The sequence below is a fragment of the Urbifossiella limnaea genome (genome assembly GCF_007747215.1).
GTDB classification, from domain to species: Bacteria; Planctomycetota; Planctomycetia; order Gemmatales; family Gemmataceae; genus Urbifossiella; species Urbifossiella limnaea.
Map to the genome: position 1 here is coordinate 4444800 of NZ_CP036273.1, position 22031 is coordinate 4466830.

General features: G+C 68.8%; 18 protein-coding genes. 6 read left to right on the forward strand and 12 right to left on the reverse strand.

What is annotated here, in order from left to right:
• Nucleotides 1-42 precede the first annotated feature (42 nt).
• Both ETAA1_RS18195 and ETAA1_RS18200 read right to left on the reverse strand, forming a co-directional pair.
• Nucleotides 43-618: an ECF-type sigma factor gene (locus ETAA1_RS18195; RefSeq protein WP_145240930.1), complete on the reverse strand. Its 576-nt coding sequence runs from the start codon at nucleotides 616-618 to the stop codon at nucleotides 43-45.
• 87 nt (nucleotides 619-705) lie between these two features.
• Nucleotides 706-1008, reverse strand: a complete 303-nt coding sequence (locus ETAA1_RS18200) for a hypothetical protein (RefSeq protein ID WP_145240932.1) — start codon at nucleotides 1006-1008, stop codon at nucleotides 706-708.
• A 74-nt stretch (nucleotides 1009-1082) separates the two neighbouring features.
• Here ETAA1_RS18200 and ETAA1_RS18205 point away from each other — a divergent pair, with 74 nt between their 5' ends.
• The 5 genes from ETAA1_RS18205 (at nucleotide 1083) to ETAA1_RS18225 (ending at nucleotide 6357) form a co-directional block, all read left to right on the forward strand.
• Nucleotides 1083-3542: a hypothetical protein gene (locus ETAA1_RS18205; protein WP_145240934.1), complete on the forward strand. Its 2460-nt coding sequence runs from the start codon at nucleotides 1083-1085 to the stop codon at nucleotides 3540-3542.
• Between the two features lie 12 nt (nucleotides 3543-3554).
• Nucleotides 3555-4589 carry a hypothetical protein gene (locus ETAA1_RS18210; protein WP_145240936.1) on the forward strand — a complete coding sequence of 345 codons (1035 nt, stop codon included), beginning with the start codon at nucleotides 3555-3557 and terminating at the stop codon, nucleotides 4587-4589.
• A gap of 97 nt (nucleotides 4590-4686) precedes the next feature.
• Complete coding sequence (locus tag ETAA1_RS18215; protein WP_145240938.1) at nucleotides 4687-5115, forward strand: hypothetical protein; 429 nt, start codon at nucleotides 4687-4689, stop codon at nucleotides 5113-5115.
• 12 nt (nucleotides 5116-5127) lie between these two features.
• Nucleotides 5128-5838 (forward strand): transposase, encoded by a 711-nt coding sequence (locus ETAA1_RS18220; protein WP_238389249.1) that lies wholly within the window; start codon nucleotides 5128-5130, stop codon nucleotides 5836-5838.
• Between the two features lie 165 nt (nucleotides 5839-6003).
• Nucleotides 6004-6357 (forward strand): hypothetical protein, encoded by a 354-nt coding sequence (locus ETAA1_RS18225; protein WP_145240940.1) that lies wholly within the window; start codon nucleotides 6004-6006, stop codon nucleotides 6355-6357.
• Nucleotides 6358-6364: 7 nt separating this feature from the next.
• On the opposite strand, the gene ETAA1_RS18230 is transcribed toward ETAA1_RS18225, so the two are convergent.
• The 5 genes from ETAA1_RS18230 to ETAA1_RS18250 all read right to left on the reverse strand — a co-directional run bounded on the left by ETAA1_RS18230 (nucleotide 6365) and on the right by ETAA1_RS18250 (nucleotide 11135).
• Nucleotides 6365-6667, reverse strand: a complete 303-nt coding sequence (locus ETAA1_RS18230; protein WP_145240942.1) for a hypothetical protein — start codon at nucleotides 6665-6667, stop codon at nucleotides 6365-6367.
• Nucleotides 6668-6741: 74 nt separating this feature from the next.
• A complete protein-coding gene (locus tag ETAA1_RS18235) occupies nucleotides 6742-9225 on the reverse strand; it encodes a DUF4838 domain-containing protein (protein ID WP_145240944.1) in 2484 nt (827 codons plus the stop codon).
• 133 nt (nucleotides 9226-9358) lie between these two features.
• On the reverse strand, nucleotides 9359-10102 hold the full coding sequence (locus ETAA1_RS18240; protein ID WP_145240946.1) for a hypothetical protein: 744 nt from the start codon (nucleotides 10100-10102) through the stop codon (nucleotides 9359-9361).
• Between the two features lie 55 nt (nucleotides 10103-10157).
• Nucleotides 10158-10769, reverse strand: a complete 612-nt coding sequence (locus ETAA1_RS18245; protein ID WP_202920214.1) for a HEAT repeat domain-containing protein — start codon at nucleotides 10767-10769, stop codon at nucleotides 10158-10160.
• A 171-nt stretch (nucleotides 10770-10940) separates the two neighbouring features.
• A complete protein-coding gene (locus ETAA1_RS18250) occupies nucleotides 10941-11135 on the reverse strand; it encodes a carbon storage regulator (RefSeq protein ID WP_145240950.1) in 195 nt (64 codons plus the stop codon).
• A 1124-nt stretch (nucleotides 11136-12259) separates the two neighbouring features.
• Between ETAA1_RS18250 and ETAA1_RS18255 the strand changes: the two genes are divergently transcribed.
• Nucleotides 12260-13234 carry a DUF6807 family protein gene (locus ETAA1_RS18255; protein WP_145240952.1) on the forward strand — a complete coding sequence of 325 codons (975 nt, stop codon included), beginning with the start codon at nucleotides 12260-12262 and terminating at the stop codon, nucleotides 13232-13234.
• A gap of 139 nt (nucleotides 13235-13373) precedes the next feature.
• On the opposite strand, the gene ETAA1_RS18260 is transcribed toward ETAA1_RS18255, so the two are convergent.
• The 5 genes from ETAA1_RS18260 to ETAA1_RS18280 all read right to left on the reverse strand — a co-directional run bounded on the left by ETAA1_RS18260 (nucleotide 13374) and on the right by ETAA1_RS18280 (nucleotide 22030).
• Nucleotides 13374-16814 (reverse strand): CHAT domain-containing tetratricopeptide repeat protein, encoded by a 3441-nt coding sequence (locus tag ETAA1_RS18260; protein ID WP_145240954.1) that lies wholly within the window; start codon nucleotides 16812-16814, stop codon nucleotides 13374-13376.
• 18 nt (nucleotides 16815-16832) lie between these two features.
• Nucleotides 16833-18434 carry a hypothetical protein gene (locus ETAA1_RS18265; protein WP_145240956.1) on the reverse strand — a complete coding sequence of 534 codons (1602 nt, stop codon included), beginning with the start codon at nucleotides 18432-18434 and terminating at the stop codon, nucleotides 16833-16835.
• A 138-nt stretch (nucleotides 18435-18572) separates the two neighbouring features.
• Nucleotides 18573-19094, reverse strand: a complete 522-nt coding sequence (locus ETAA1_RS18270; RefSeq protein WP_145240958.1) for a hypothetical protein — start codon at nucleotides 19092-19094, stop codon at nucleotides 18573-18575.
• A gap of 576 nt (nucleotides 19095-19670) precedes the next feature.
• Nucleotides 19671-21410 carry a serine/threonine-protein kinase gene (locus ETAA1_RS18275; protein ID WP_145240960.1) on the reverse strand — a complete coding sequence of 580 codons (1740 nt, stop codon included), beginning with the start codon at nucleotides 21408-21410 and terminating at the stop codon, nucleotides 19671-19673.
• Nucleotides 21407-22030 carry an RNA polymerase sigma factor gene (locus ETAA1_RS18280; protein ID WP_145240962.1) on the reverse strand — a complete coding sequence of 208 codons (624 nt, stop codon included), beginning with the start codon at nucleotides 22028-22030 and terminating at the stop codon, nucleotides 21407-21409. The genes ETAA1_RS18275 and ETAA1_RS18280 overlap by 4 nt, the downstream gene beginning before the upstream one ends.
• Nucleotide 22031 lies beyond the last annotated feature (1 nt).

The window sequence follows — 22031 nt, forward strand, 5'->3', positions numbered from 1 at the left end:
TTCTTGCGACGATCATATCGCGGAAACGGCCCCGGATTCGTCTCAGCTTTTTTCTGAGATCTGTTCCGACCGCCCGAGTGCGTCGCGGAGCCAGGCCCGGGCGAACGCCCAGTCGCGGTACGCCGTGGCCCGCGAGACCCCGAGCAGGTCGGCCGCTTCTTCGACCGACGCCCCACCGAACACCTTCAGCCGCACGACCGCGGCGGCACCGGCGTCGAGAGCGGCGAGCCGGCCCAGGGCGTCGTCCACCTCCGCCCAGTCGGTCGGGTCGGTGGCGGCTGCCGGGAGGCCGTCGATCGGGACACGGCCGCGGTCCCCGCCACGCTTCTCGGCCCGGGCGCGGCGGGCGTGATCGACGAGGATGCGGCGCATGGCCTCGGCGGCGGCCGCGACGAACTGCCGGCGGTGCTCCCACGTCGGCCGGTTCTCCCCGCCGACGAGCCGCAGGTAGGCCTCGTGGACGAGGGCCGTGGCGTCGAGCGTGTGGCCGGGGGCTTCGGCCGCCATGCGGGCGGCCGCGAGCCTCCGCAACTCGTCGTAGACGAGCGGGAGCAACTCCGCGGCGGCCTGGCGATCACCGGCCTGGGCGGCTACCAGGAGACGGGTCACATCGGACATTCAGCCGAGTGTAACCGCGGGGTGACGATGGGACGACTCGAAAGCGAGGGAGTGGCAATCAACATCGCCACCGGACGGCTACGATGCTCAGAGGTAGTCGGCCGCGATCCGGTCGAGGTCGAACGGGGTCAGCCCGCGGTCGACGGCGAACACGGCGTCGGCCCTGTCAAGGTCGTCCACCGCCTCCCCGCGGGCACGCACGTGCAGCCCGAACAGAGTGTGCAGGTCCGTCTTCCGCAACTGCGTGACCGCCCGGAGCATGCCCGACACGCCGCTCAGGTTGTTGCGGACGTTGTTGGCGAACCGCGGGTGCTTGCTGAGAGCGACGTCGGCCCAGACCACCTCCCGCCCGACCAAGTCGAACACCGCCGGCCGAATCCCCGCGCACATGACCATAGCCTCTTGATTCTACCGAGCGGGCAAGGACACTAGGCAGCAACTGTGTGACAAGCTGAGGTTATGACGTGGCCTCGACGTTTGACGAGATCGCCGAACTGTTCGAGCGCGGCAGGTGGACACCTGCCGCTGACAAGGCCCTGGACCTGATCCTTGAGGCACCCGTCGATCAACTGAAGGCCATCGAACCTCGCCTACGGCCGCTGCTATCGCGGTTCCCTTCTAAGCTACGCGTACCGTTGGCTGCTGCTCTCGATTCCAGGATGCCTATAGTCCAGGTTGCCAGCCCGCTGGTAGCCCCGATGTTGGTGCTAGAAGTCAGCCAGCCAAGCCCCGCGCCAGTCCCCCCCGAGCCACAGCCGATCCCGCCGCCCTCTGCATCACCACCGTCGACAATCCAGGTGAACGGGATGCTCCGGGCGAAAGCTCACCGTCTCCTCGACAACCTGGCGAATCACCACATCTTCCAATGGGCCACCTTCTACCGGGACACCCTCCGGGAGATCTTCGCCGACTACCTTCGGGCTGTTCGGGTGGGGGAAGACTCGGCCGAACTGCTGGCCGGACTGGAGTCGGTGGTTGCCGAACACTCGGGGTACGTCTTCCATCGCGGCTACGTGCACCAGCAATTGAAAGAGAACGACCGCGAGACGGCCATCCAGAAGGCTCTGAACGGCTTGGAGCGGTTCATCGACCTGCCACTATCCCTGTTCCTGCTCACCGCCAGGCCGTCGAACGACCAGGAGGAGGTTTGGGCCGCACGGCAGGTCGGGTCGGCGATGTTGTCCGGCGTCCTGACCGGGTTCGGGCAGAACGAGATCGGGGGGTATTCTGGCTCGTATCTGCTCACAAGACACACCCGCAGGTGGGCGCACTGCCTCCCATTTCTGCTCCACAACCAAGTTCGGGGACTCAGCGGGCGAATTGGACGAGGGGAGTTCGCGTCCCAGTTGGACGCGGTCGTCGCCCCGGTGGTCGAGGCTATCGACCGGGTGGCCATCACCCCAGGGCTGTTCGCGTACCCCTCGATCAGCGAGTACATCCCAGAGCCGTGGGACTACCGCCGGCTGGAACTGGTGATCGACCTGCCGCACGCGGCCGGGAACCCTAAACTCGAAATGCACGTCTACTTCAGCGGCCTCTCGGTGACCCGGCAACAGCTTGAGGATTCCGGCCGTCGCGCCGGGTTGGTCGTCGTGCCGTTGAAGGCCGACCTGGAGGCGTGGGTCGAGGGCCACGACCTACTACGTACGGTCGTAGAGGACGCGAGCGGGAGGAGCCGGCAGATCGCCACTCGGTTGAGCGAACGGCTTGCGGCAGAAGTCACCCGACGCCGCCAGGTGTCGGGCGGGGCGGTGCTGGTCCACAACTACCCGGCGGACTTTCCGCTGGAGAAGCCATCGTGGAAGAAGTACTACTTCGTCCAGCGGCCGAGCGTTCGGGATCTCCTCCACTCTTTCGAACACGGAACGGGCGTGCGGCTGTGGTGTAGCGTCCGCCGCAGCGGAAAGACCACGGCCGGCCTCGAACTCAGTTCGGCCACTGGTGGCACCCAAGTCGTGTGCCAGACGTGCGACACGACGGGCGACCGCCCGGATGACCACCGATTCTACACCCGTTTCGTAAGAGCCATCGACAGCAATCGGCGGCTCTCCGAACGGTTCTTCATCGAGGCAGTTACCGACTGCCTGGGTCGTGACCAGCGGCAGGCCGGTGCCAAGATCGTCTTCGTTCTGGACGAGTACGAGACGCTGTTCGGGCAACTCGGGGAGATCGCTCGGCAGGACAAGTTCCGCCGCTACTCCGTCGTGCAGCCGATGCTCAACCAGATGGTCCACTTTTCACGCGAGAACCTCCTGGTCTTTATCGGCCTGCGGCCCGACGCCCACCTGATCCTGACGGACCAGAACCAGTTGATGCCTTACGTCACTCAGGACCGTTTTCCACTATTCACCCACGCCGCGGGAGCGACCGAGTTCCACGAACTCCTCCAGAAGACTGTCAGTCGCCGCTGCGAGTTCGACCCGGGGTTTGTCGACGCCGTCTATTCTGAAACGGCAGGGCACCCGACCCTGACGGTCAACGTGCTAACGGAATTGTTCAAGTGGCTCATCGAACGCAAGCACCCGGCGGACCCGGTTCGGCTCCGGGCGGACGACTTCTTGCTGTTCATGGCTAACCGACTCACGCCGGCCGCGCTACGGGAAACGACCGGCTACCGGACCATGCGGCCATTCGTGCGCGGGAGCCTGACCCCCGACGCCCGGCGAGACCAGCCGTGGCTGTTCGCGGTACTCACCGCGCTCTGCAGGTTCCCCGTCGAAGCCCCTCAGGAGTTGGCTCTTCCGCGTGGCGACCTGATCGACGGGATTCGCCGCTTGGGCCTGGAGGGAGACGCGACCGACGACCCCGATCACTTACTGCGGGCGGCTGAGGACGCGAATTTCGTGAAGTCCGATGGCGACCTGGTACGACCCCGTATCCCCCTTCTCGCCCGACTCGCAGCGGCGAGCAGGTTGTCCCCATAACCGGAGGGTTCAATGGGCCTATCTCCCGCCGACTTGGTGGCAGACATCACCCGCCGTTCCCAGTCCCGCCAGCCCGACTCTCTTGTCCTGGCATACTGGTTCTGCCCGGACGGGCCGCGGAAGGAATACGCCACCGCCGTCACCGCCACCACTCGGGATCTGGTGCCGTTGGTCGTCAGCGGCGGGTTCCAGGTGGCGAATAATCTCATCGCCGATCTCAGTAAGCTCATCGCCGAACACGAACCGGAACTTCGCCACCGCGAGCCACCCACGCCGGATCACCCGCTGATTCTTCTCCTGCTCAGCCGGGAGGAGTTTCGTCTTCCGCAGACGGCATCCGCCGCGCGGCTCCCGGACTGGTTTCCGGGGCTGGGAGGGACGGAGGTGGCGGTGTGGATCGAAGACCTTTCGAGGTCGGCAGCGGTCGCCTGGGACCACCCGAGCATCCAGCCGTCGGAACTCCACGCCGAGGTGTACCGGCTGGACCTCGCTGTCGGTAGGCGGCTACGGGAGGTGAATGCCGCGCAGCACGCTGCTGGCGACCCCTGGTTCCAACTCGCGCGAGAGGTCTACAAGACGAAGCCGGCGACATTCGCCGAGGCCATCGACCGCGGCATGACCACCCTGGCAGCGGTAACCAACCAGGCCAAATACCGGATGGCTCTTGATCCTCGCCATCCTCTGACTCCGGTTGCTGCCGGTGTCTTGCTCGTCGGCCGATCTACACCGGATTCGCTCACCGGAATAGGTAAGAAGTTCGCGGACGCGTTGGGGATGGCGATCGACCCGCCGACGGTCCACCGCCCCCTGACCGCGCTCCTCGAAGAAACGACCAACCCGACAGACAAGAAGAACAAGGCCGGGCTGTTCGGCCAGACCGTACTGCAAGCGGCGTACACTGCCCACCGACTCTACTCGGTTGCGGCGCACACGGACGAGTACCCGTTCTACCCGCTTGTACTGGTTCGGAGTGTCATTTCGGATGTGGCTCAGGCCGTTAGGACTGCGGCCCAAGCGGTCGAGACTAGACACGGATCTAGTAGCTAACTGATTCCAGTACTTTCAAGTTCGGGGTGCTGACGTAGCGGGACGCACGAGACTCCAGTGAGATGGAGGTAGCCACACTTCCACCGGGAGGAGCCCCATGCGTCCCGCCCGCCAGCTCATCCCCCGCACCCCGGCCGCCGCGACCCGTCACCTCCGGCCGACCCTGACCGCCTGGCTGTCGGCCGCCGTCTGCCTCCCCCGTCGCCGCCGCACGTGCACCCCGGGCACGGTCTGGGCCGTCCTCCTGTGGGCCGCCGCGTTCGCCCGGTCGGTCGCCGCCGCGTGCGCCGCCGTGCCCGCCGCCCCATCTGGGCAGACAGTCTGGGACGCCCTCCGGGCGGCCCTCCCGAAGCGACGCCGGACCCTGGAGGAGCGACTCCTGCGCGCCCTCCACGCCCCGCTCCCGGCCCGGCCGACGGCCGCCCGGGTGGCGATCGACTACCACCGCATCCCGTACTACGGCGAGCCGGACCGGCACACCACCCGGGCCAAGGCGACCGCCGGGACGCACAACTTCCACACGTAAGCGACCGCCTGCGTGGTCGGCGGGCCGGGGCGGTATACGGTCGGGCTGACCGCGGTCGGCGAGAAGGAGGCCCTGACCGCGGTCCTGGCCCGGCTGCTGGATCAGGTGGCCGCGGCGCGGGTCCCGGTCCGGGTGGTCCTGCTCGACCGGGCGTTCTTCACGATCGCGGTGATGCAACTCCTCCAGGCCCGCCGGGTGCCGTTCGTGGTCCCGGTGGTGATCCGCGGGCGGAAGCCCCGGCCCGGGGTGCCGGCCGCCGGCCTGCGAGGCATCCGCCGGCGGGCGGCCGGGCGGTACGCGTACACCCACGCCGACCGGGGTCGGGCCGTCCGGGCCGACGTGGTGGTGGCCCACAGGACGTACCGGCACTGCCGGACCGGGCGGCGGCGGACGCGGAAGCTGCTGTTCGTGGCGTGGCGGGTGCCCGGCGCCCCGGTCGCGGTTCGGGACCTGTACCGGCAGCGGTTCGGGGTGGAGAGCAGCTACCGGCAGCTCGGGGAGGCCCGGCCCCGGACGTCGTCCCCGGACGGGGTGGTCCGGCTGCTCTGGGTGGCGATCGGGTTGGTAATCCGCAACGCCTGGGTGTGGGCCGGGGGAATCGCCGGCCCCCGGTGGACCCTGGCGGCCGCCCGCCTCGTCCTGCTGCTCGATGTGCTGGTGGCGTTCACCCGGGTCCGCCCCGATGGGCCGAGTCACCCGCCATCACCGACTCGGCAAACTTGAAAGTACTGGATTCGCCTCCCGGGTCACCCCCGACCCGTCTGGGGACACCCACCGGAACGCCGAGGTCCGGGACGCCCCCGGCGGTAGAATGGGCTACCGCCCCTTCCTACCGACCCGGGCCGTCATGCGCTATCTGGTCACCGCCCGGGTCAAGCGGGGCAAGGAATGGTAATCGGCTTGCTCGCCGCGGTCGAGGCCGGCACCCTCGGGGCCGGGTCGGTCGCCGGCGGCGAGTACCTGCGGAACATGGCCGACGCCCGTGTTTACGACGACGGCCGGATGAAGTGGGTCGAGGTCTGCTTCTGCGCCGAGCCGCTGGCCGAGGAGCGGCCGTTCTGGGAGGCGTTCTTCGACCTCGTGAGGGTGCGGGTCGCCCACGCCCGGTCGCGGTGCCGCGACCTGACCGGGGCCGAGCCGTGGGCGTGCTGCGGGTGCGACTGCACCGCCCGCCTGGAAGCCAAACTCGCCGGCGAGGGCCGCGGGTTCCTGGACGCCCTCCGGGAGGCCGCGGGTCGGTGACGACGGGTCACTTCCGGTCGACCGCCCGGTAGTAGGTCAGGTCGACGACGGCCTCCCCCTTGCTGAGGACGACCGCGGCCGGGTCGTGCCCGGCCGCCGCGTGCCGGTCCCGGAGCACCTGGAGCAGCGTCCGTCGGGTCGGGACGGTACGGGTGTTCCGCCGGTCCGCCCAGGCGACGACGTCGTCCGTCCCCCACCCGGCGCCCACCGTCCACCCCTCTGCGGCCAGGAACGCCCGCCACGCCTCGGCGTCGTCGCCCGCCCCGATGTTGGAGATGACCAGCCGGATCGCGTCGTACGGCTGCTTCACGCGGTCACCCCCGCTTGCGAGGCGCACGCCGTCCGCCGGTCCGCGACACCCACGGGAAGGGCGAGGCGGGCGGGTCACGGCCGACGGTCCGCCGCCACGACCTCGGCCGGCAGCAGCAGCTCGCGCGGCGACCGGGCCAGGCACGGCGGCACCGTCATCAGCAGCCGGCGGCCGGCGGTGTCTGCGAACGCCCACGCCGTGCCGTCGGCCCCGGGCGGCACCGGGATGCGGAAGTAGCCGGGCTTCGCGCCGAATTCGTGGACCTTCTTCCCTGCCGGGTCGAGGATCGCCCCCGGGCCGGTCGCGAAGCCGCCGATCTGCTTCGTCCCCTTCGGCACGTAGAAGTACAGCGTCCAGCGGCCGTGCAGGTCGGCGGGCGCGTCCGGGCTCGACACCACCGTCACCGGCCGGCCCGCCGGCCAGAGCACGTTCGTCCCCTGCCCCGCGTCCGTCACCTCGACGCGGTGGAGCCCGGCGAACGGCGTCTTCAGCGTGACCGGGTGCTCGGCCTTGTCCGGCGCCACGTCCGCGTGGGCGACCGCCTTCCCCTCGGGCTCGGTGACCGGGAACAGGTCGATCTTCGCCGGCCCGCGCGAGTCGTAGACGATGCCGGCCTTCGCCTTCAGGTCGAACGTCGCCGGCTCCGCGTCGGCCCAGGCGTAGTAGGTGCGCACGCCGCGGCTGTAGAGGCCGAAGGTGCCGGCCTTCGCGTCCCGGAGGTTCAGCGACGCCGCAGGGACGAGTGTGGTCGAGAACGCAACTGGCGTGAAGTCGAGGAGCTTGCGCGACGCGATGCCGGCGGCGGTCATCCGCTCGTAGTCGGCGCGGGTGAGCGGCTGGCCGGCCTTCCACGGGTTCGCCTTTTCGGGCGCGCCCCACGCGGCCTCCGTGGGCACGGTCACGCTCTTGTCGCGGCTCGGCAGGTCGCGGTAGAGCCCCTTCGTGTGGACCATCTCGGACGCCCGCATCGCCCAGCTGTGGCGGATCAGCTGCTCGAACGCCGCCTGCCGGGCCGGCCCCGTCGCCGTGGAGTAGTCGAGCCACAGCTCGACGTAACGGACGTACCCCGTGAGGTCGTCGAGCCGGGCGTGAACCGCCGGGTCGGTGGTCTTGCCGCGGGCGTCGGCGAGGAGGCGGTACATCCGGCCGACGGTGTCGTCGCACAACAGCGGCGCCTTATCGCCGGTGAGGAGCTTGTAGAAGTCGCCCATCGGCGCCTTCGCGGACCCGAAGCACTTGTCGAGGAAGTCGGCGACGTGGGCGTCCACCTGGCCGGCTTCCGTCACGTCCCACAGCAGGCGGGCGGCGACGAAGTAGCCCAGCCCGTTCGGCCCCCAGTTGTCGCTGGACTCGGCCGACATGAAGCGGGCGCCGGTGGCGTGGAAGTGCGGGATCGTCTGCTTCAGGTAGCCGAGCCGGCCGCCGCGGGCGGCGCCGGGGAGGTCGCGGTCCCAGGTGTTCACCGAGTAGTATTCGCGGACGCCGAGCGTCTTCGCCTTCGCCCCCCAGCCGGCAAGGAGCTGGTCCACCGTGTGCCCGCCGCGGATGAACCCGGTCGCCACGCTGACGACCACGTTCGGGTGCGCCGGGACCGCCGGCGGCGGCGAGTGCTCGCTGTAGGCGTACATGCCGACCAGCTTCCCGGGGTGTTCGGCCTGCACGGCCGCGGCCACGGCGTTGGCGAGCGTCAGCGCCCGGTCGGAGACGCTGCCGAGCTTCCTGCACTCCGGGCACTCGCACCACCCGCCGCCGTCGCTCGGGTCCACGGATACGGAGTCGGCCGCGGGGTTCTTGTCGAGCTGCGCCAACGCGTCGGCCGCGACCAACGCCCGCAGCTCGGGGTTCGAGATACAAAACTTCGACGACTTCCGCTCCCCGCCGAGGAGGCCGAGGTACTCGGGGTGCGCCAGGAACGCGGCGCGGTTGCGGCCGATGATGCCGTCGTAGGCGTGGCCGGTGCTCAGCACCACGCCCGAGCCGGCGCGGTTCTTCGCGCACCAGTCGGCGTACGGCCCGGCGGCGTAGTCGGCGGCGCCGAACCCGTACCAGATGCGGCGGGCGTGGTAGTCCGGCGCCTCGAACGTGTCCGCGGCGAGCGTCAGGCTCGGCCGCGGCGGCACGACCTCCCAGTTGCGGCCGGGGAAGAACTGGCGGTAGCCGGCGCGGTGAAGAAAATCCCAGACGGCGTGCTCGACGGCGAGGTCGGTGGCGCCGACGAGCCAGGCGCCGTCGGCGTGCGTCCGCAGGACGTACTCCTCGCGGCGGGTGATGTCGGCGGGGGCGAAGCGGGCGGCGAGCTTGAGCGCCGGGAAGTCGGCGGCGCGGCCGACGGCGAGGCCGGCGGTGCCGTCCCCGTCGGCGACCGCGAACCGGCCGCCGGTGATCCGGCCGAGCTGGTCGGCGAGCGCCTTCGCGGCGGCCTTCGTGCGGTCGGTCGCCGTCCCCCCGACGACGACGCGCTGAAGTGCCGCCCCGTCCTTCGCCACCACGCAGGCGGGCTGCGCGGCGGCGGGGGCCGTGGCGGCGAGCAGCGCAGCAGCGGCGGCGAGGTGGCGCATGACGTGGCCCGGCGGGGTGGGTCCGCCGATTGTACCCGACGGGCGTGGGGTGGCAACCGGCCGCGGGCGGCGGTTGGCCTGCGCCGGCCGCCCGACGCGCATCGAGTCCCGCGAAGCGGATCAGCGGCCGGCGTCAGATGCGGCGCGCGGTTCGGCGGCTGCCCACGCCAGGGGGTGGGGCGTCTCCAGCTACGGGCTTCCGAGTACGAAGTCGCCGTCGTCCAGGTCGTACCCCTGCACCACCCTCGCCCCCGCCAGCAACTCGGACCCGCAGATCATCTCGCCCATCCCCCCGGCCGCCAGCACCCGGTCCTTGTGCATCAGGAGGCCCAGGCCGTGGTCCCGGTCCCACCCGGCCTGGAACTCGAACGACGTGAACCCCGCACTCGTCCAGCCCGCTGTCCGCCAGCCCGACGCCCACCAGCTTGAACAGGTGGTCCACCGCCGCCGGCTCCCCCAGGGCCACCTGCTCCTCCACCACCTTCCAGTACGCCTGGTACTCCGGGTCGTGCGGCAGCTCCTCGTCGCGGAACTGGGCCATCCGCTTGCCGTGCCAGGCGAACAGCTTGCGGCGGAGGGCCGCCTCGACCGCCGCGGGGTGGGCGAGGATGTACTCCCACGCCCGCTCCTGAAGGCTGCCGGACCCGTTCCCGCTGTCCTCGTACAGCGACACCGCGACGTCGGAGCCCACCTCCCGGGCCGACGGGGAGCTCGGGTCGTCGGCCGACCCGACGGACTCGTTCACCGTAAGGGTGGGGTACTCGGGATACGGCGGGGCCACGGTCACCACCGCGGCCCGCAGCAGTGGCTTGGGCGCGCGCCAGAGCCGCCGGCCGAACTCGGGGTCGGGCTGGAACTGGGCGAGAAACGCGCTCATCGGGTAGCCGCCTTTCGTCTGTTGCCGAACCACTAACTCGGCAGCGGCCCCCATGCTACTCGACGTTAAGGCCGCGATCAGGTGCTGCCGAAGTGCAGCAGGCAATGGCCTCGCGCAGCGCCCCGCGGGTGTACTCGTCCGGCTCGTCGCGGAGGGCCGCCTCCAGGTCCGGGAGCCGCCGCGCCACGACCTCGGGGTAGTGGCCGACCGCCCATGCGACCGCTTGGCGGATCTCCGGGTTCGGGTCGCGGAGGTACGGGTAGAGCAGGTCCAGCCGCTCGCCCACCGCCCGCCGCGATGCGTCCATGTGACCGGACGCCCCTGTCTGGCAGTCGGCGATGGTCGAAAGCAGGTGGACGACCGACTGCTTGTCCGGCGTCCCGTCCGCCGCCAGCACCCGGTACAGGAACGGGACGGTGTGGGCGGTCGCCTCCCAGACGGTCCCCTGGTGCCAGACCGTCTCGTACAGCAGCTGGAGTGCGAACCCCCGGGCGTCCGGGTCGTCGGACACGAGGGCGCGGAGCAGGACCGGGAAGTCGGTCGCCGGCCCGTGGGCGTGGTCCACGGCGGCCCAGTCCACCTGATCCAGCCCGACCAGTGACGGCGGGTCGCGGGCCGGATCGGTAACGTGTGCGAACTCGGCGAGCATCTTCTGTGGCACCGCCATCGACGCCCCACCTCCATCAGTACCCATGTACGAAACAACCCCGCCGACCGACCCGGAGGCCGAGCGGCGGGGTGTCCACTCAGGGCGGAGACGTCATGCCTGCGCTACGCCGTGCGCCGTCCTGGCCAGCGTCCGAGTTGGCGGGAGGGTAGGCGGCACCCGCGGGGGGTGTCAACCACAGACGAGCACGTCGGCATCCGCCTCTTCGGCGGCGATGCGGGCGGCGACCTCGGCGCGGTCGACCTTGATGTGGGGCGGGGCGGAGATGCCGATCTTCACCCGGCCGTCGCCGATCGACGTCACGGTGACGCGGATGTCGCCGTCGATGATGATTTCCTGGCCGGTCTTGCGGGTGAGTACGAGCATGGCGGCCTCGTCCGTGAGGGGGTGGCGGGGTGGTCTGTCCGAGTCCTTGCAACCGCCGAGCCGGAATCACTCAAGTCCGCCGGTCCCGGAACCGACGGCACCGGCTACTCGCAGTTCACCGAGGAACACGAACCCAACGCCTCCGAAGTGTCCACTTTTTCCCTCAAGTCACGATGTCGGTTGGCCGAGAAGCGACCTCGGCTTCCCACGGCGGAGTAACTTGCGTACCATCCGCCCGGTTTCGGCGACCACCTCGGCCGGTAACCCTTTCACGCCCACATCCCTGGACGCCGATTCGGCGAGCATCCGGTGCTGTACCTAGCGCCCGCCGCGGCGTGGCCTCCTAGAACTCATCCCCGCGAACGTCGAGGCCCGATTGCGGGGAACGCGCGCCGGGGTGCGAGAAGGGCCGGTCGCGGCGCGACAGTCTCCCAAAAAGTGGTTTTTGGTTTCAGAGTCGAGCGGCGGGGCCGATCCGAGCGTCGCCGCCATGGGTGACTGGTCGGAAGCGTCGGGCGGTCGGCGGGTGCGCCGAAATCGCGGGCTCGCATTACAAGAAAAACCCCCGCGAAGCGGGGTTGTAGAATCTCTGTTTATTAGACTTTCACGAAAGTCTATGGCGCGTCCCGGGCCGGGATCGCTGCGAGTCCCGGGCGGCCCGTCGGGTCGGGGCATCGAGTGACCGGCCCGTCGCCGAGAGGTCGCACCGGTGGGGGTCGCATCGGCGTTCACCTCGACCGTCGGCAGCCATCCAAGGAACTCGACCCGCTCGCCGGTAATCCGGCCGGCGGCGTCGGAAGTGTCGATCGCAAGGTAACGCGGCTTCAAAAAGTGGTTTTGACAACTTGGGCGGGACGCCGCGACCGCGTTGCTTGTCGCGGCGGTCGAGACGGTGTCGGTCCGGTAGGTCGAAGGGCGTAACAGTTCAGAATCGTCGGCGGGTGCGCCGACAACCCGGGGCTCGCATTACAAGAAAAACCCCCGCGAAGCGGGGTTGTAGAATCTCTGTTTATTAGACTTTCACGAAAGTCTATGGGCGCACGACCGGCGGCCGGCCCCGCCGACCGGGTTCGGCCGGCTACAACCACCTTTTCGACCACTCCGACCCCGCCCGCGAGGCCGACATGACCCGCCCGGCCCCCGTTGGCCGAACCCTGGTGCCGACGCTCGGCCTGCTCGCCCTCGCCGCCGCGGGCCTCCACCCGCCTGCGACGACCGTTGCGGCCCACCCCCCGCGGCCGGAGCCCGTCGCGCTTTCGCAGAAGGACGGCGAACTCCACGTCCGCGTCGGCGGCCGGCCGGTCGCCACCTACGTCTGGAACGACCCGAAGGTCCGCCGGCCGTACTTCGCCCACCTGCACGCCCCGAACGGCGCCCGGGTGACCCGCACCCACCCGCCCGTCGCGGGGACGGACTCGGCCGACCACGCCGACATGCACCCCGGCCTGTGGCTGGCGTTCGGCGACCTCGGCGGGGCCGACTTCTGGCGCAACATGGGGGCCGTCGAGCACGCCGGGTTCGTCGGCCGGCCCCAGGTCACCAGGACCGGCGGCACGTTCGCGGTCCGCAACCGCTACCGGGCGGGCGACCGGACGGTGTGCGAGGAGGTGTGCCGGATCGGGGTGTCGGCCACCCCGGCCGGCTACCTCCTCGACTGGACCTCGGAGTTCACCGGCCCGGCCGACTTCCACTTCGGCGACCAGGAGGAGATGGGCCTGGGGGTCCGCGTGGCGACGCCGATGACGGTCAAAAACGGCGGGCGGATCGTCAACAGTGACGGGCTCAAGGACGAGAAGCAGGTGTGGGGCAAGCAGGCGGACTGGTGCGACTACCGGGGGACGGTCGGCGGGGAGGAGGTGGGGGTGGCGCTGATGGCCGACCCGGGGACCGCCCGCCGGGCGTGGTTCCACGCCCGCGACTACGGGGTGCTCGTCGCCAACCCGTTCGGCCGGCGGGCGTTCACCAAGGGGGAAGAGAGCCGGATCGTCGTGAAGGCGGGCGAGACGTTCCGACTGCGGTTCGGCGTCCTCGTCCACTCCGGGAAGACCGACGTCGGGGCCGCGTACGCGGCGTGGCGGGCGGCCGGCCGGACCCGGTAACTGGGGCCGGGGTCGGGGGGCGTTGTGAACAAAAGTCAACTTGACGGGTCGCCCCCAGTGCCGGGGTGGATCATACGGCGGTGCAAGGGCCGCGGCAAACCGCCCAGCACTGCGGCAATCGCCTTCCGTACTCCGCGGATCAGGTTGTTGACGAGGGCCACGTGATGCCCTTGAGGTGGTACGCCTCGCGCCACGTCTTGCCGTCGAGGGAGACCCTGCCGCTCTGGGTCAGCTTGCCCGTACCGATCAGGTCCTTTAACTCGGCGTCGCTGACGGGGCCGTGGCTCTCCTTGCCGTCGGGGCTGTAGTAGCACCGCCGCCGGGCCGGGAGGGGGCCGGGGCTACCCTGGCAGATGAACGCACCCCAGAAGAACGGGTGCGGGTACCTGGCTTTCATGGCCAGCTGGGCGCCCCGCAGCGCCTCGGCCCGCGGCTCGCCGGCGAGGACGCGGCGGTAGAAGTCCTCCATCAGCTCCCGCGTCTCGCCGTCCGGCACCTTCCACAGGCTCATCACCAGGGTCCTCGCCCCGGCCAGGGCGAACGCGCGGCGGAGGCCGAAGACGCCCTCCCCGGTGCGGACCACCCCGAGGCCGGTGTCGCACGCCGAGAGCACGACCAGCTCGGTGCCGAGCAGGTCCATGCCGGTCACGTCCTCGGCCGTCAGCAGCCCGTCCTCGGCTTCCGGGGGCAGCCGCCCCTTCCGCAGCCAGGTGTTGCCCCCGGCCAGGGCCAACCCGGAGCGCAACAGCGGGTTCTCCAGCCTCAACCCCGAGAGGCGGCCCATGTCACCGCGCGCTGCCCGGTCGTCCCGGCCAGCCCGGTCAGGGCCGAGGTCTTGGTCGGTTAGGAAGAAACCGTGGGTGGCGAGGTGGAGTACCCAGGGCGAGCGAATCCTTTTAAGCCGCCGCTTCAGCACCCCCGCCTGGAGGTACGGCCGCGCCTTGAGCAACTCGGCGATGTGCACGCCCTCGTCCCGTGTTCCGGGCAGTCGGTCGAAGGATGGTTGGCCCTCCCTGAGGTCATGGGACTGACGGCCGGCCTGATCGCCCGGTTCGACGGCGGGACTTCTTCCGTCGTCACTCAGGTCGAAGTCGGGATCGGCGACGACTACCGCCTCTCCCGACCATTGAGGGAACATGGGATGATGGCGAAGGAGGTCGCGACCGCAACCGATGTAACTGATGGAATAGGTGTCGATCACGCGGCGACCGCCGTCCGCCGGAAGCACCTCGAACGGCAGGCGGGACAGGTCGCCATCCGGGGCGAGGACGAGCCGGGTACGGCCGCGCAGCGCAGGCGCGAGTTTGTCAAACACTGCCGCCCTCAGCGCCCGCCCGACGGCGTCATCCGCGGGAGTGGTGGGCTTCTTCGCCTTCACCATGTCGCGGTCCGTCTCTCCCTCCGACTCCCCGGTGATTGCGGCTCGGAAGCCGGCGACGAGGCCGTCGATGGCCTCGGCTTCGCCCAGGTCGATCAATCGGACATCACCCGGGGGGTCTGTCGCGAGCGTGAACGCGACGTAACGATCCGCTCCCCACCGTGATTCGCCACGGGTCGGGACGGCAGCGAAGTGGTACGGCCGGAAGCGGACATATTCGACCAGCACCGCTTCGTTGGGTAAGGCCGCAGCCACAGCGCGTAGGTCCAAAGCGGACAGGCGGCCGCGGAGGAGGTCCGGCCGGGCGCGGGCGATCTCCGCTTCCAGACCCTCGGCCCCCCGCGTCAACTCCGCCAGTTGCAGGTCGTGACGCACGGGACCGTGAGTCGGGCCGGCCAGAGCCATCTCGGCGATACGCATCCGGAGTTGCCGCAACTCGCTCACCTTCCCGGCGAGTTCGGGGGGGAGCGCCTCCACTACGTCCTGCTGTGCGGCGATTGCCTCCTCGACCAACCCCTTGCGACGGAACACGAGTTCCAGTGCGTCCCGTACGACCGCTGGCGACTCGGGGAAGCGGTCGAGTACGAGCGACAGGTAACCATCCAGCTTCCCGGCGAGCGACGACATGAACTCTAGCTTCTGCCGCTCCGAACTAGCCGAGAAGACGAGCCCGATCGTGCTGTCGTCGGACCGGGCAGCGCGACGGAGGAGGTCGAGGGCAGCGGACGACTCGCCGCGGGCGGCCAGCACGCACGCCAGGTTTTGCACCGTGATCACAGTGAGCGGGTGGGTTTCGCCGAGTACCGCCACCCGAACGTCGAGTGATTCGCGGTAGTACTGCTCTGCCTCCGCGTGGCGGCCGAGGTCGTCGTACAGGCACCCCAGGTTGTTGCAGACGCTGGCCACGGCTGCGGGGTTCGGGACCGGGGCGGCCTCCCGGATGGCGAGGACCTGCCGGTATAGCGGTTCGGCCTCCGTGTAGCGTCGCGTCGCTCGGTACAACTCGGCCAAGTTATCCAGCCCGGTGGCGTACATCGACGACGATGTCCCGACCGTCGCGGCGAGAATCAGCAGGCTCTCGCGGTACAAGCGCTCGGCCTGGTCAAAGAGTTGACAGTCGTACCAGAGGTGCCGGGCCAGATTGTGAAGTGCGGCAGCGTAGTCCGCGTGTCCCGTGCCGACGGTCCGCCGCCTGACGTCGATTGCTTCCTGGAGTAACTCCCGGGCCCTTGCCAAGTTGCCGTTTTGCCGGCAGACTTCCGACAAGGTTGAGAGCATGCCTGCGTACTGTGACAATGTCGCCCGTCCAGCAGCCCGTTCGATGCGGAGTGCCCGCTCGCAAAGCTGCTCAGCCGCCGGGTAGTTTGCCCGCGACTGGTGGAGGCTCGCGAATGCGACGAGTGCCTTCGTGTGGTGCGGGTCCGACTCTCCGACGAGTGACTCGAGTTGCGGAATAACCTCCTGGTAAGTCCGCTCTGCCTCATCAAGATCGCCGCTCCCGATCAGCGCGGCGGCGAGGTTCACGCGGATCGCCGCTGTCGCGGGGTGGTCACTGCCGAAGCGGCCGTGCGCCAGTGTGGCGGTCTTCCGCAACAACTCGGTCGCGCGGATTGGATCGCCCGCCGCCAGCAGCGACGAGGCGTAGTTGGAGAGGCACGCGATCCGGTTCGGGTGGTCCGACCCGAGTTCGCCCTCGAACACTCGCTCGACCTGTTCGAACAGCGGTGCGGCCTCGGCTTGTCGCCCGGTGAGACGGTATACCTCCGCAAGGCCGTGGGCAGCCACGGCGTACGCCGCGTCGTCAGCCCCGAGTTCGGAGCGGCGCAGCTCGACGGCTTCGCCGAACAGCACCTCGGCGTCGGCGTACCGGGCGGCGTCGGACAGCACGCCGCCTAGATTGACCAACGCGGTGGCCACCCGGAGTCGGTCGCCGCTTCCTCGGCGGACATCGAGCACTTGCCGGAAGAGGGATTCGGCCTCTTGATCGAGGGCGTGGCGGCACATGCCAACGAGTTCGAGGGCGTCCGCGTAAAGCGAGTGGTTCGCCCCAAAGTACGTCCTCACAACGTCCGGGACGAGGCCGGCCAGTTGGAGAGCTTCACGGTTCTGTCCGCGGGCGTACAGATCGCGGACGTGGTCGCACATCGACATCGCGTGCCGGGTGACCTCTTCGCGCTTCCGCCGCAAGGGATCGTCGCTCATGGGTCGCAGTCCGGAGGGTCACTCCCGTTGAAGGCTGCCACGACAAACCGGGCACACGCCGGAGCCGCCGTGAGAGGCACAGTAACCATCCTGGCACCTGGCGCAGACACCCGCGAAGTCAGACGGGCGGCCGCCCGGCGCGCTGAACGAACCGAAAACCTGTACGCCGGGCCGGCTGAGTGAGCCGGAAAGCATTTTTCTAGACCACCATGAAAGTCCGGCCTCGCACCTCGAACAGTGCCGCTGTCCCACCTTGAGCTCTGGTGCGGGCGGCGGAGGCGGCGGAGGCGGCGGGGGCGGTGGCGGGAGTGGCAGCGAGTTGATCGCCTGGGCGTCCACCCGCGTCACACGGAAGACGATGGGTGCGGCCACGCTGCCAACTGGCTGCGTGCCCGGGGAGGCGACCAAGAAACAGCCGACGTCTTTCTCGCCGGCGGTGCACATGAGATCGAGTTCCGACCTGCATCCAGAGCAGGTTACGCGGCTGGAAGACAGACCCGCCGTAAAGAACTCGCTTTCATATTTCACCTCCCGACCGCAGGCGTGGCACTGGGCGGCCCCGGTGATGCGAATCTTGCCCGGCACCGGCTTGGCCGAGTAGGTCAGCGTGACTGCGTCGAAATTCTGCGACTCGCCGATGACCCGGTGCTGGATTGCAAGCCGCTTCGCCTCGTATCCAGCCACCACCGACCATAAGCCGAGGGGAGACGACTCATCGGCTACCCCAGGTGGATTTGTGGAGGGCTGGGCCGGGACAACGAAGACAGTCTTGCACCCTGTACATTTCGCCTTTCGACCGGCTTGTTCGGGGGTGGCCTTCAACAACTTCGAGCACTGTGGGCACCGGAAGCGGAAGAACGTTGGTTGTGCCGCTGACTCCTCTGCTTCGGCAGGCCGAGACGCGCGTGATGAGGGTACCGGCGGAGGGGGGGGCACTGGCGGCGGAGGCGCTGCGATCAACGGCGGCTGTGCGGCAGGCCTGGGAGCCGGATGACACGTCTGCCCGTGTTGAAACAGGTTCCCCTGGCACCGCGGGCAATACGGGTCCAACTCGCCCTTCATGTAGAGTGCCATCGGGTCGTTGTTGATTGCCGCCAGCAGTTCAGGGCCGTCACACTCGTACTTGGTCTTGAGCGACTGGAGGTTAGCCGGTTCCGAAGTGGAGCAGATACCGCAGAAGCCTGCGTTACACTTCAGGCAGACGTAATCGACCTGGTCCGCGTCGAACCACCGTGGGGTAGAGCACGGCTGACTTCCCACCGGCCGGTTGCACTTGCCGCATGCCGCCGCCTGGGTGACCGACGTGGGCTTCCCCGCCGGCTTGGCTACCTCAGGCGGCTGTGCCGTCGCTGTTACTGACGCCGGGGAGGGGGGCCGCAGCTTGCGCTTGCCGAACAGCCACGCCCAAAAACCCTTCCCGATGCCGATGAGCTCCCGGAAGTCGTCGAGTTTCCCGTCGTTCAAGAGCGCCGCAGCCGATTTCACCTGGCTGGCGGTTGCGGAGCCGAACCACCGGCCGGCCTGCGAAGCGTCAGAAGAACTCGCCGTGTTGAGGAACTTGGCGAACTCCTCCGCACCCGCGGTCGTCATCTCGTTGAACAGGGCGGCGAACTGCATCACGACAGCACCCCGATGCATTCCGTGTTCGTGGTCGAGCGACCAGGCTGCCCACCAGACAGTTTCGCACACCGACGGCTGAATCGACACCCGCTCGGCTTGCCGGGTACAGGAAGCACCATCATCGATCTGAGTTCCAGGTCAGCGCAGCAACTTCGTTGCTTCCTCTGTAATCTTCACCGCGTGGCGAACCAAGTCGTCGTTGTCGAGGCCGAAATCGGTCAGGAGTTGCCCCATGATGTTGGTCGAGATTTTGTCAGCGGCTTCCCGCACCTGTACGGCTCGCGGTTCCGACAGAGTTCCGGACCGGTTCGCCAACTCCAGCACGAGCGCGTTGTATTCTTTGTGGTTGTTGAGTCGGTCGTTGTATTCCCTTGCGAGACTCTGGTAGTTGGGCATCGCCGGTGACTTGGCGAAGGCCTCGTCAGGAAAATACTTGGTGAGCGACTCCCAGTCTCTTGGGGCTACCAGTCCTGACCTGACGTAGGCCCGCGCCGCGGCCCGCGCCCTTTTCCACACGCCCCAGTACGCCCAGCGCTGCATGAGGCCTTCGGGCCGATCCGCCGCTTTGTCCCAGTTCCCGCCCCGAACTAAAACTTGTATCTTTAAGTCGAGCATTGCCTTAATTGCCTGGATGAAGTTGTCACGGAGTTCGTTGGCCATATCCTGCTCCTCCATCAGTTCAGAACTATCGCCGGCATCCGCGATGCGACACCCGGTTGGGCGAACCCGGCAGTCGATCGGAATCCGAGTCAGCGGGCTCGCAGGTTTGCCGCGGCAGACACGTAAGCTACCGCGTCGAGCGGTCCGTGCGGAGTCGCACGGGCTTGGGGAGGACTTGAACCTCTCGTGACTACGACCCCGCCCCCGACTTCCCAGACGTACAGGTCCTCGACGAACTCCTTCCCGGACTCACTGAGCACCGCCCCCCCGTCGGGCCGGCGGAGTACATGAGCAGGGGATCCGCGTAATGCGGCCAGGAGTGTACTCGCGACCTCTCGCCAGCTGGCGTCCGGCAACTGCTGACGAACGGCCTGCAGGACGGCTCTTGTCTTCTCCCGGTCCACGCTGACGACCGTCCGGCTGGGGTCAACAGGCTCGGACTCGGACTGGCCGGAAAAGAGACGCTTTAGAAATCCGAACATGAGGCGTCCTCGATCGGTGGGGCCGAGTCGATGCTTATAAAGAACCGCATTGGTGTTATGGAATCCACCCTTACCATGCGCCAGTTTGACATCCCTACTCGATGTGATCTAGCTCCAGTACAGTGAGGAACCGGTCTGATGTTGGCAACTGCTCGATGGCTTCTTTGATGCGCTTCATGTCACGAGACGCTCGGTACGGCGCCGAGCAGAGCCCGTGATGATGTTCCACGAATCCGGCTAGGCGTTCCGTACTCAGCGGCGACGGCTCCTTGCTCCACACGGCGAATACCCGCTCGCGTCCGGCGGGCGGCGTCATCTCCACGTCGACGACGTGCAGCGGCCGGTTCGCCTCGACCGGCGAGGGGGTCGCGGTCGGGTCGTCGGGGTAGAGCAGGTTCAGGTTCCCGGTCGGCCCGACGTTGAAGACCGTCACGTACCCGGACTTGTCCGCCACGACCTCGATCCGTACCCGCTCGCCCGTCCGCACGCGGACCTGCTCGGGCGGACGGGGCACCTTCTTCATGTCCCGCGATAGGCCGAACGACGCCGGCCTCGTCGTCGCCAGCGGCTCGTAGGTCTCGCCTTGCACCTGCCGGCCCACCATGAGCCGCAGGTCGACGGGGGTCTTACTCCCCGCGCCGGCGGCGGGCGTCACCAAATCGTCGGTCAGCAGTTGGTTGAGCGTGGCGCGCAACTGGGCCGCGAACTCCGCCATGCTCGGGCGGTTCTCCGGCCTCCCCGCCATCCCCGCCCGGATGACCCGCTCCAGGGCCTCCGGGACGGCCCTGAGTCGCGGCTCGGGGTCGGGGTCGGGCAGACCCTGGAGCTTCTGGTACACCAGGCCGGGCAACAGGGCCTTCGCGAACGGATGCTCCCCGGTGACGAGCCGGTACAAGGTCGCCGCCAGGCTGTACACGTCGAGGGCCGGCGACACCCGACCCTCGAACGCCTCGGGGGCCATGTACATCGGCGTGCCGGCCACCGTGCCCGGCTCGGCCAGGCGGGCGGACACCCCGAAGTCGGTCAGGACCGCCTCGTTCCTAGTCGCGTCCCAGAGGATGTTGTCCGGCTTGATGTCGCGGTGGATGACGTCGCGCTTGTGGACTGCGACCAGGGCCTCGCCCACGTCGGCGACGTACCGGGCCGCGTCCTGCCAGGGCAGCACTCCCTCCGTCTTCAGCCGATCCGCCAGCGACCCCCCGGCGACGAACTGGAGCACGAGGAAGTATTCACCCCTCGCCTCCCGCCACGCATGGACGCGGACGATGTTCGGGTGGTCGAGTTGGGCGAGGTGCTGGGCTTCCGTCCGAAGGGCCGTCAGGACTTGCGGCCCGAGGGTGGACGTGGCCGGGAGCTTCAGCGTCTTCAGGGCCACCTGCCAGCCCAGGTTCAGGTCTTCCGCCAGCAGCACCCGACCGAACGCCCCCTCGCCCAGCACCCGGACGACGCGGTACTCGCCGGGGAACGGCTCTTGCGGGCCGCCGGCCTCGACTGGAGACAATTCCTCCTGCTCCAGCCGCAGAAATGGCACTTCACCCGTCACGCTTGGCTTATCGATGGGGGAATATCGGGTGCCAGTTCGGAGGTCGTCGGCCGCCATGACAGAGTTCTCCCAGACGTTGGCGGCACACTCGTAGACCAGGCTTACCGTACTGAGCAGGCCCAAGTCGCGTTCCTTGAGTTCGAGGCGCCCCCCCCGCCGAAGGGCCTCCGGCTGGGCGTCGTTCCCGCTCTCGATCTCGGCCAACACCCGGTCGAGCAGCGTCGCCAGAGCCTCTTCGGCGGGCGTGGCGGGGGGTTCGCCCCAGGCAGCAAGGTCTACGGTAGTGGTCACGCGCCGGCCCCCATGATCCGCCGCAACTCTCCATCCGCCCGCAGGGCTTCCATCGCCCGGGTGGTCACGACGCGGAGCGCCCCCTCGCTCTTGCCCGTCAGGGCACTGATCTGGGCGTAAGAGAACTGCTCGAAGACCCGCCACTGGAGCACCTCCCGCTGGTGCCGGGGGAGGCGCTCCATGGCCGCCGCGAGTTGGAGGGCCTTCTCCGCCCGCTCGGCGGCCTGCTCCGGCGTACTCCCCCCGCTCAGAGTCTCGAACACCTTGGAGCCGGGCACTTCACGGTCCTCGTTTCGTTTCAAGGCCTTGCCACGACGCCCGAGGTCAACGATGAGGTGAGCGACGATCTGGCTGACCCAGTTCAGGAACGCAGGTGGACCTTCCCCCTCGAAGTGCCCGCCCGCCACCGGGGTAGTTGGGCTCAGGCCGGCGTGGATCTTGACCAACGTCTCCTGGACGATGTCCGACTCGCCGAGCTTCTGCCGGAGGCCTGGCTGGAGTTGGCGACGTACGAGCAGGTACAGGTACGGGCGGACCCTCGCTAGCAATTCGTCTAGCGCCGCCTGGTCGCCACGGCGGGCGCGGCCCAGGAGGACGCCCAGTTCGTGTCCGTCGCTCATC

Bases quoted from the DNA above. Each gene is read 5' to 3' on its own strand.
- ETAA1_RS18195 (WP_145240930.1), bottom strand. From the start codon at position 618: ATGTCCGATGTGACCCGTCTCCTGGTAGCCGCCCAGGCCGGTGATCGC.
- ETAA1_RS18200 (WP_145240932.1), bottom strand. From the start codon at position 1,008: ATGTGCGCGGGGATTCGGCCGGCGGTGTTCGACTTGGTCGGGCGGGAG.
- ETAA1_RS18210 (WP_145240936.1), top strand. From the start codon at position 3,555: ATGGGCCTATCTCCCGCCGACTTGGTGGCAGACATCACCCGCCGTTCC.
- ETAA1_RS18215 (WP_145240938.1), top strand. From the start codon at position 4,687: ATGCGTCCCGCCCGCCAGCTCATCCCCCGCACCCCGGCCGCCGCGACC.
- ETAA1_RS18225 (WP_145240940.1), top strand. From the start codon at position 6,004: ATGGTAATCGGCTTGCTCGCCGCGGTCGAGGCCGGCACCCTCGGGGCC.
- ETAA1_RS18235 (WP_145240944.1), bottom strand. From the start codon at position 9,225: ATGCGCCACCTCGCCGCCGCTGCTGCGCTGCTCGCCGCCACGGCCCCC.
- ETAA1_RS18240 (WP_145240946.1), bottom strand. From the start codon at position 10,102: ATGAGCGCGTTTCTCGCCCAGTTCCAGCCCGACCCCGAGTTCGGCCGG.
- ETAA1_RS18245 (WP_202920214.1), bottom strand. From the start codon at position 10,769: ATGGCGGTGCCACAGAAGATGCTCGCCGAGTTCGCACACGTTACCGAT.
- ETAA1_RS18250 (WP_145240950.1), bottom strand. From the start codon at position 11,135: ATGCTCGTACTCACCCGCAAGACCGGCCAGGAAATCATCATCGACGGC.
- ETAA1_RS18255 (WP_145240952.1), top strand. From the start codon at position 12,260: ATGACCCGCCCGGCCCCCGTTGGCCGAACCCTGGTGCCGACGCTCGGC.
- ETAA1_RS18260 (WP_145240954.1), bottom strand. From the start codon at position 16,814: ATGAGCGACGATCCCTTGCGGCGGAAGCGCGAAGAGGTCACCCGGCAC.
- ETAA1_RS18270 (WP_145240958.1), bottom strand. From the start codon at position 19,094: ATGGCCAACGAACTCCGTGACAACTTCATCCAGGCAATTAAGGCAATG.
- ETAA1_RS18280 (WP_145240962.1), bottom strand. From the start codon at position 22,030: ATGAGCGACGGACACGAACTGGGCGTCCTCCTGGGCCGCGCCCGCCGT.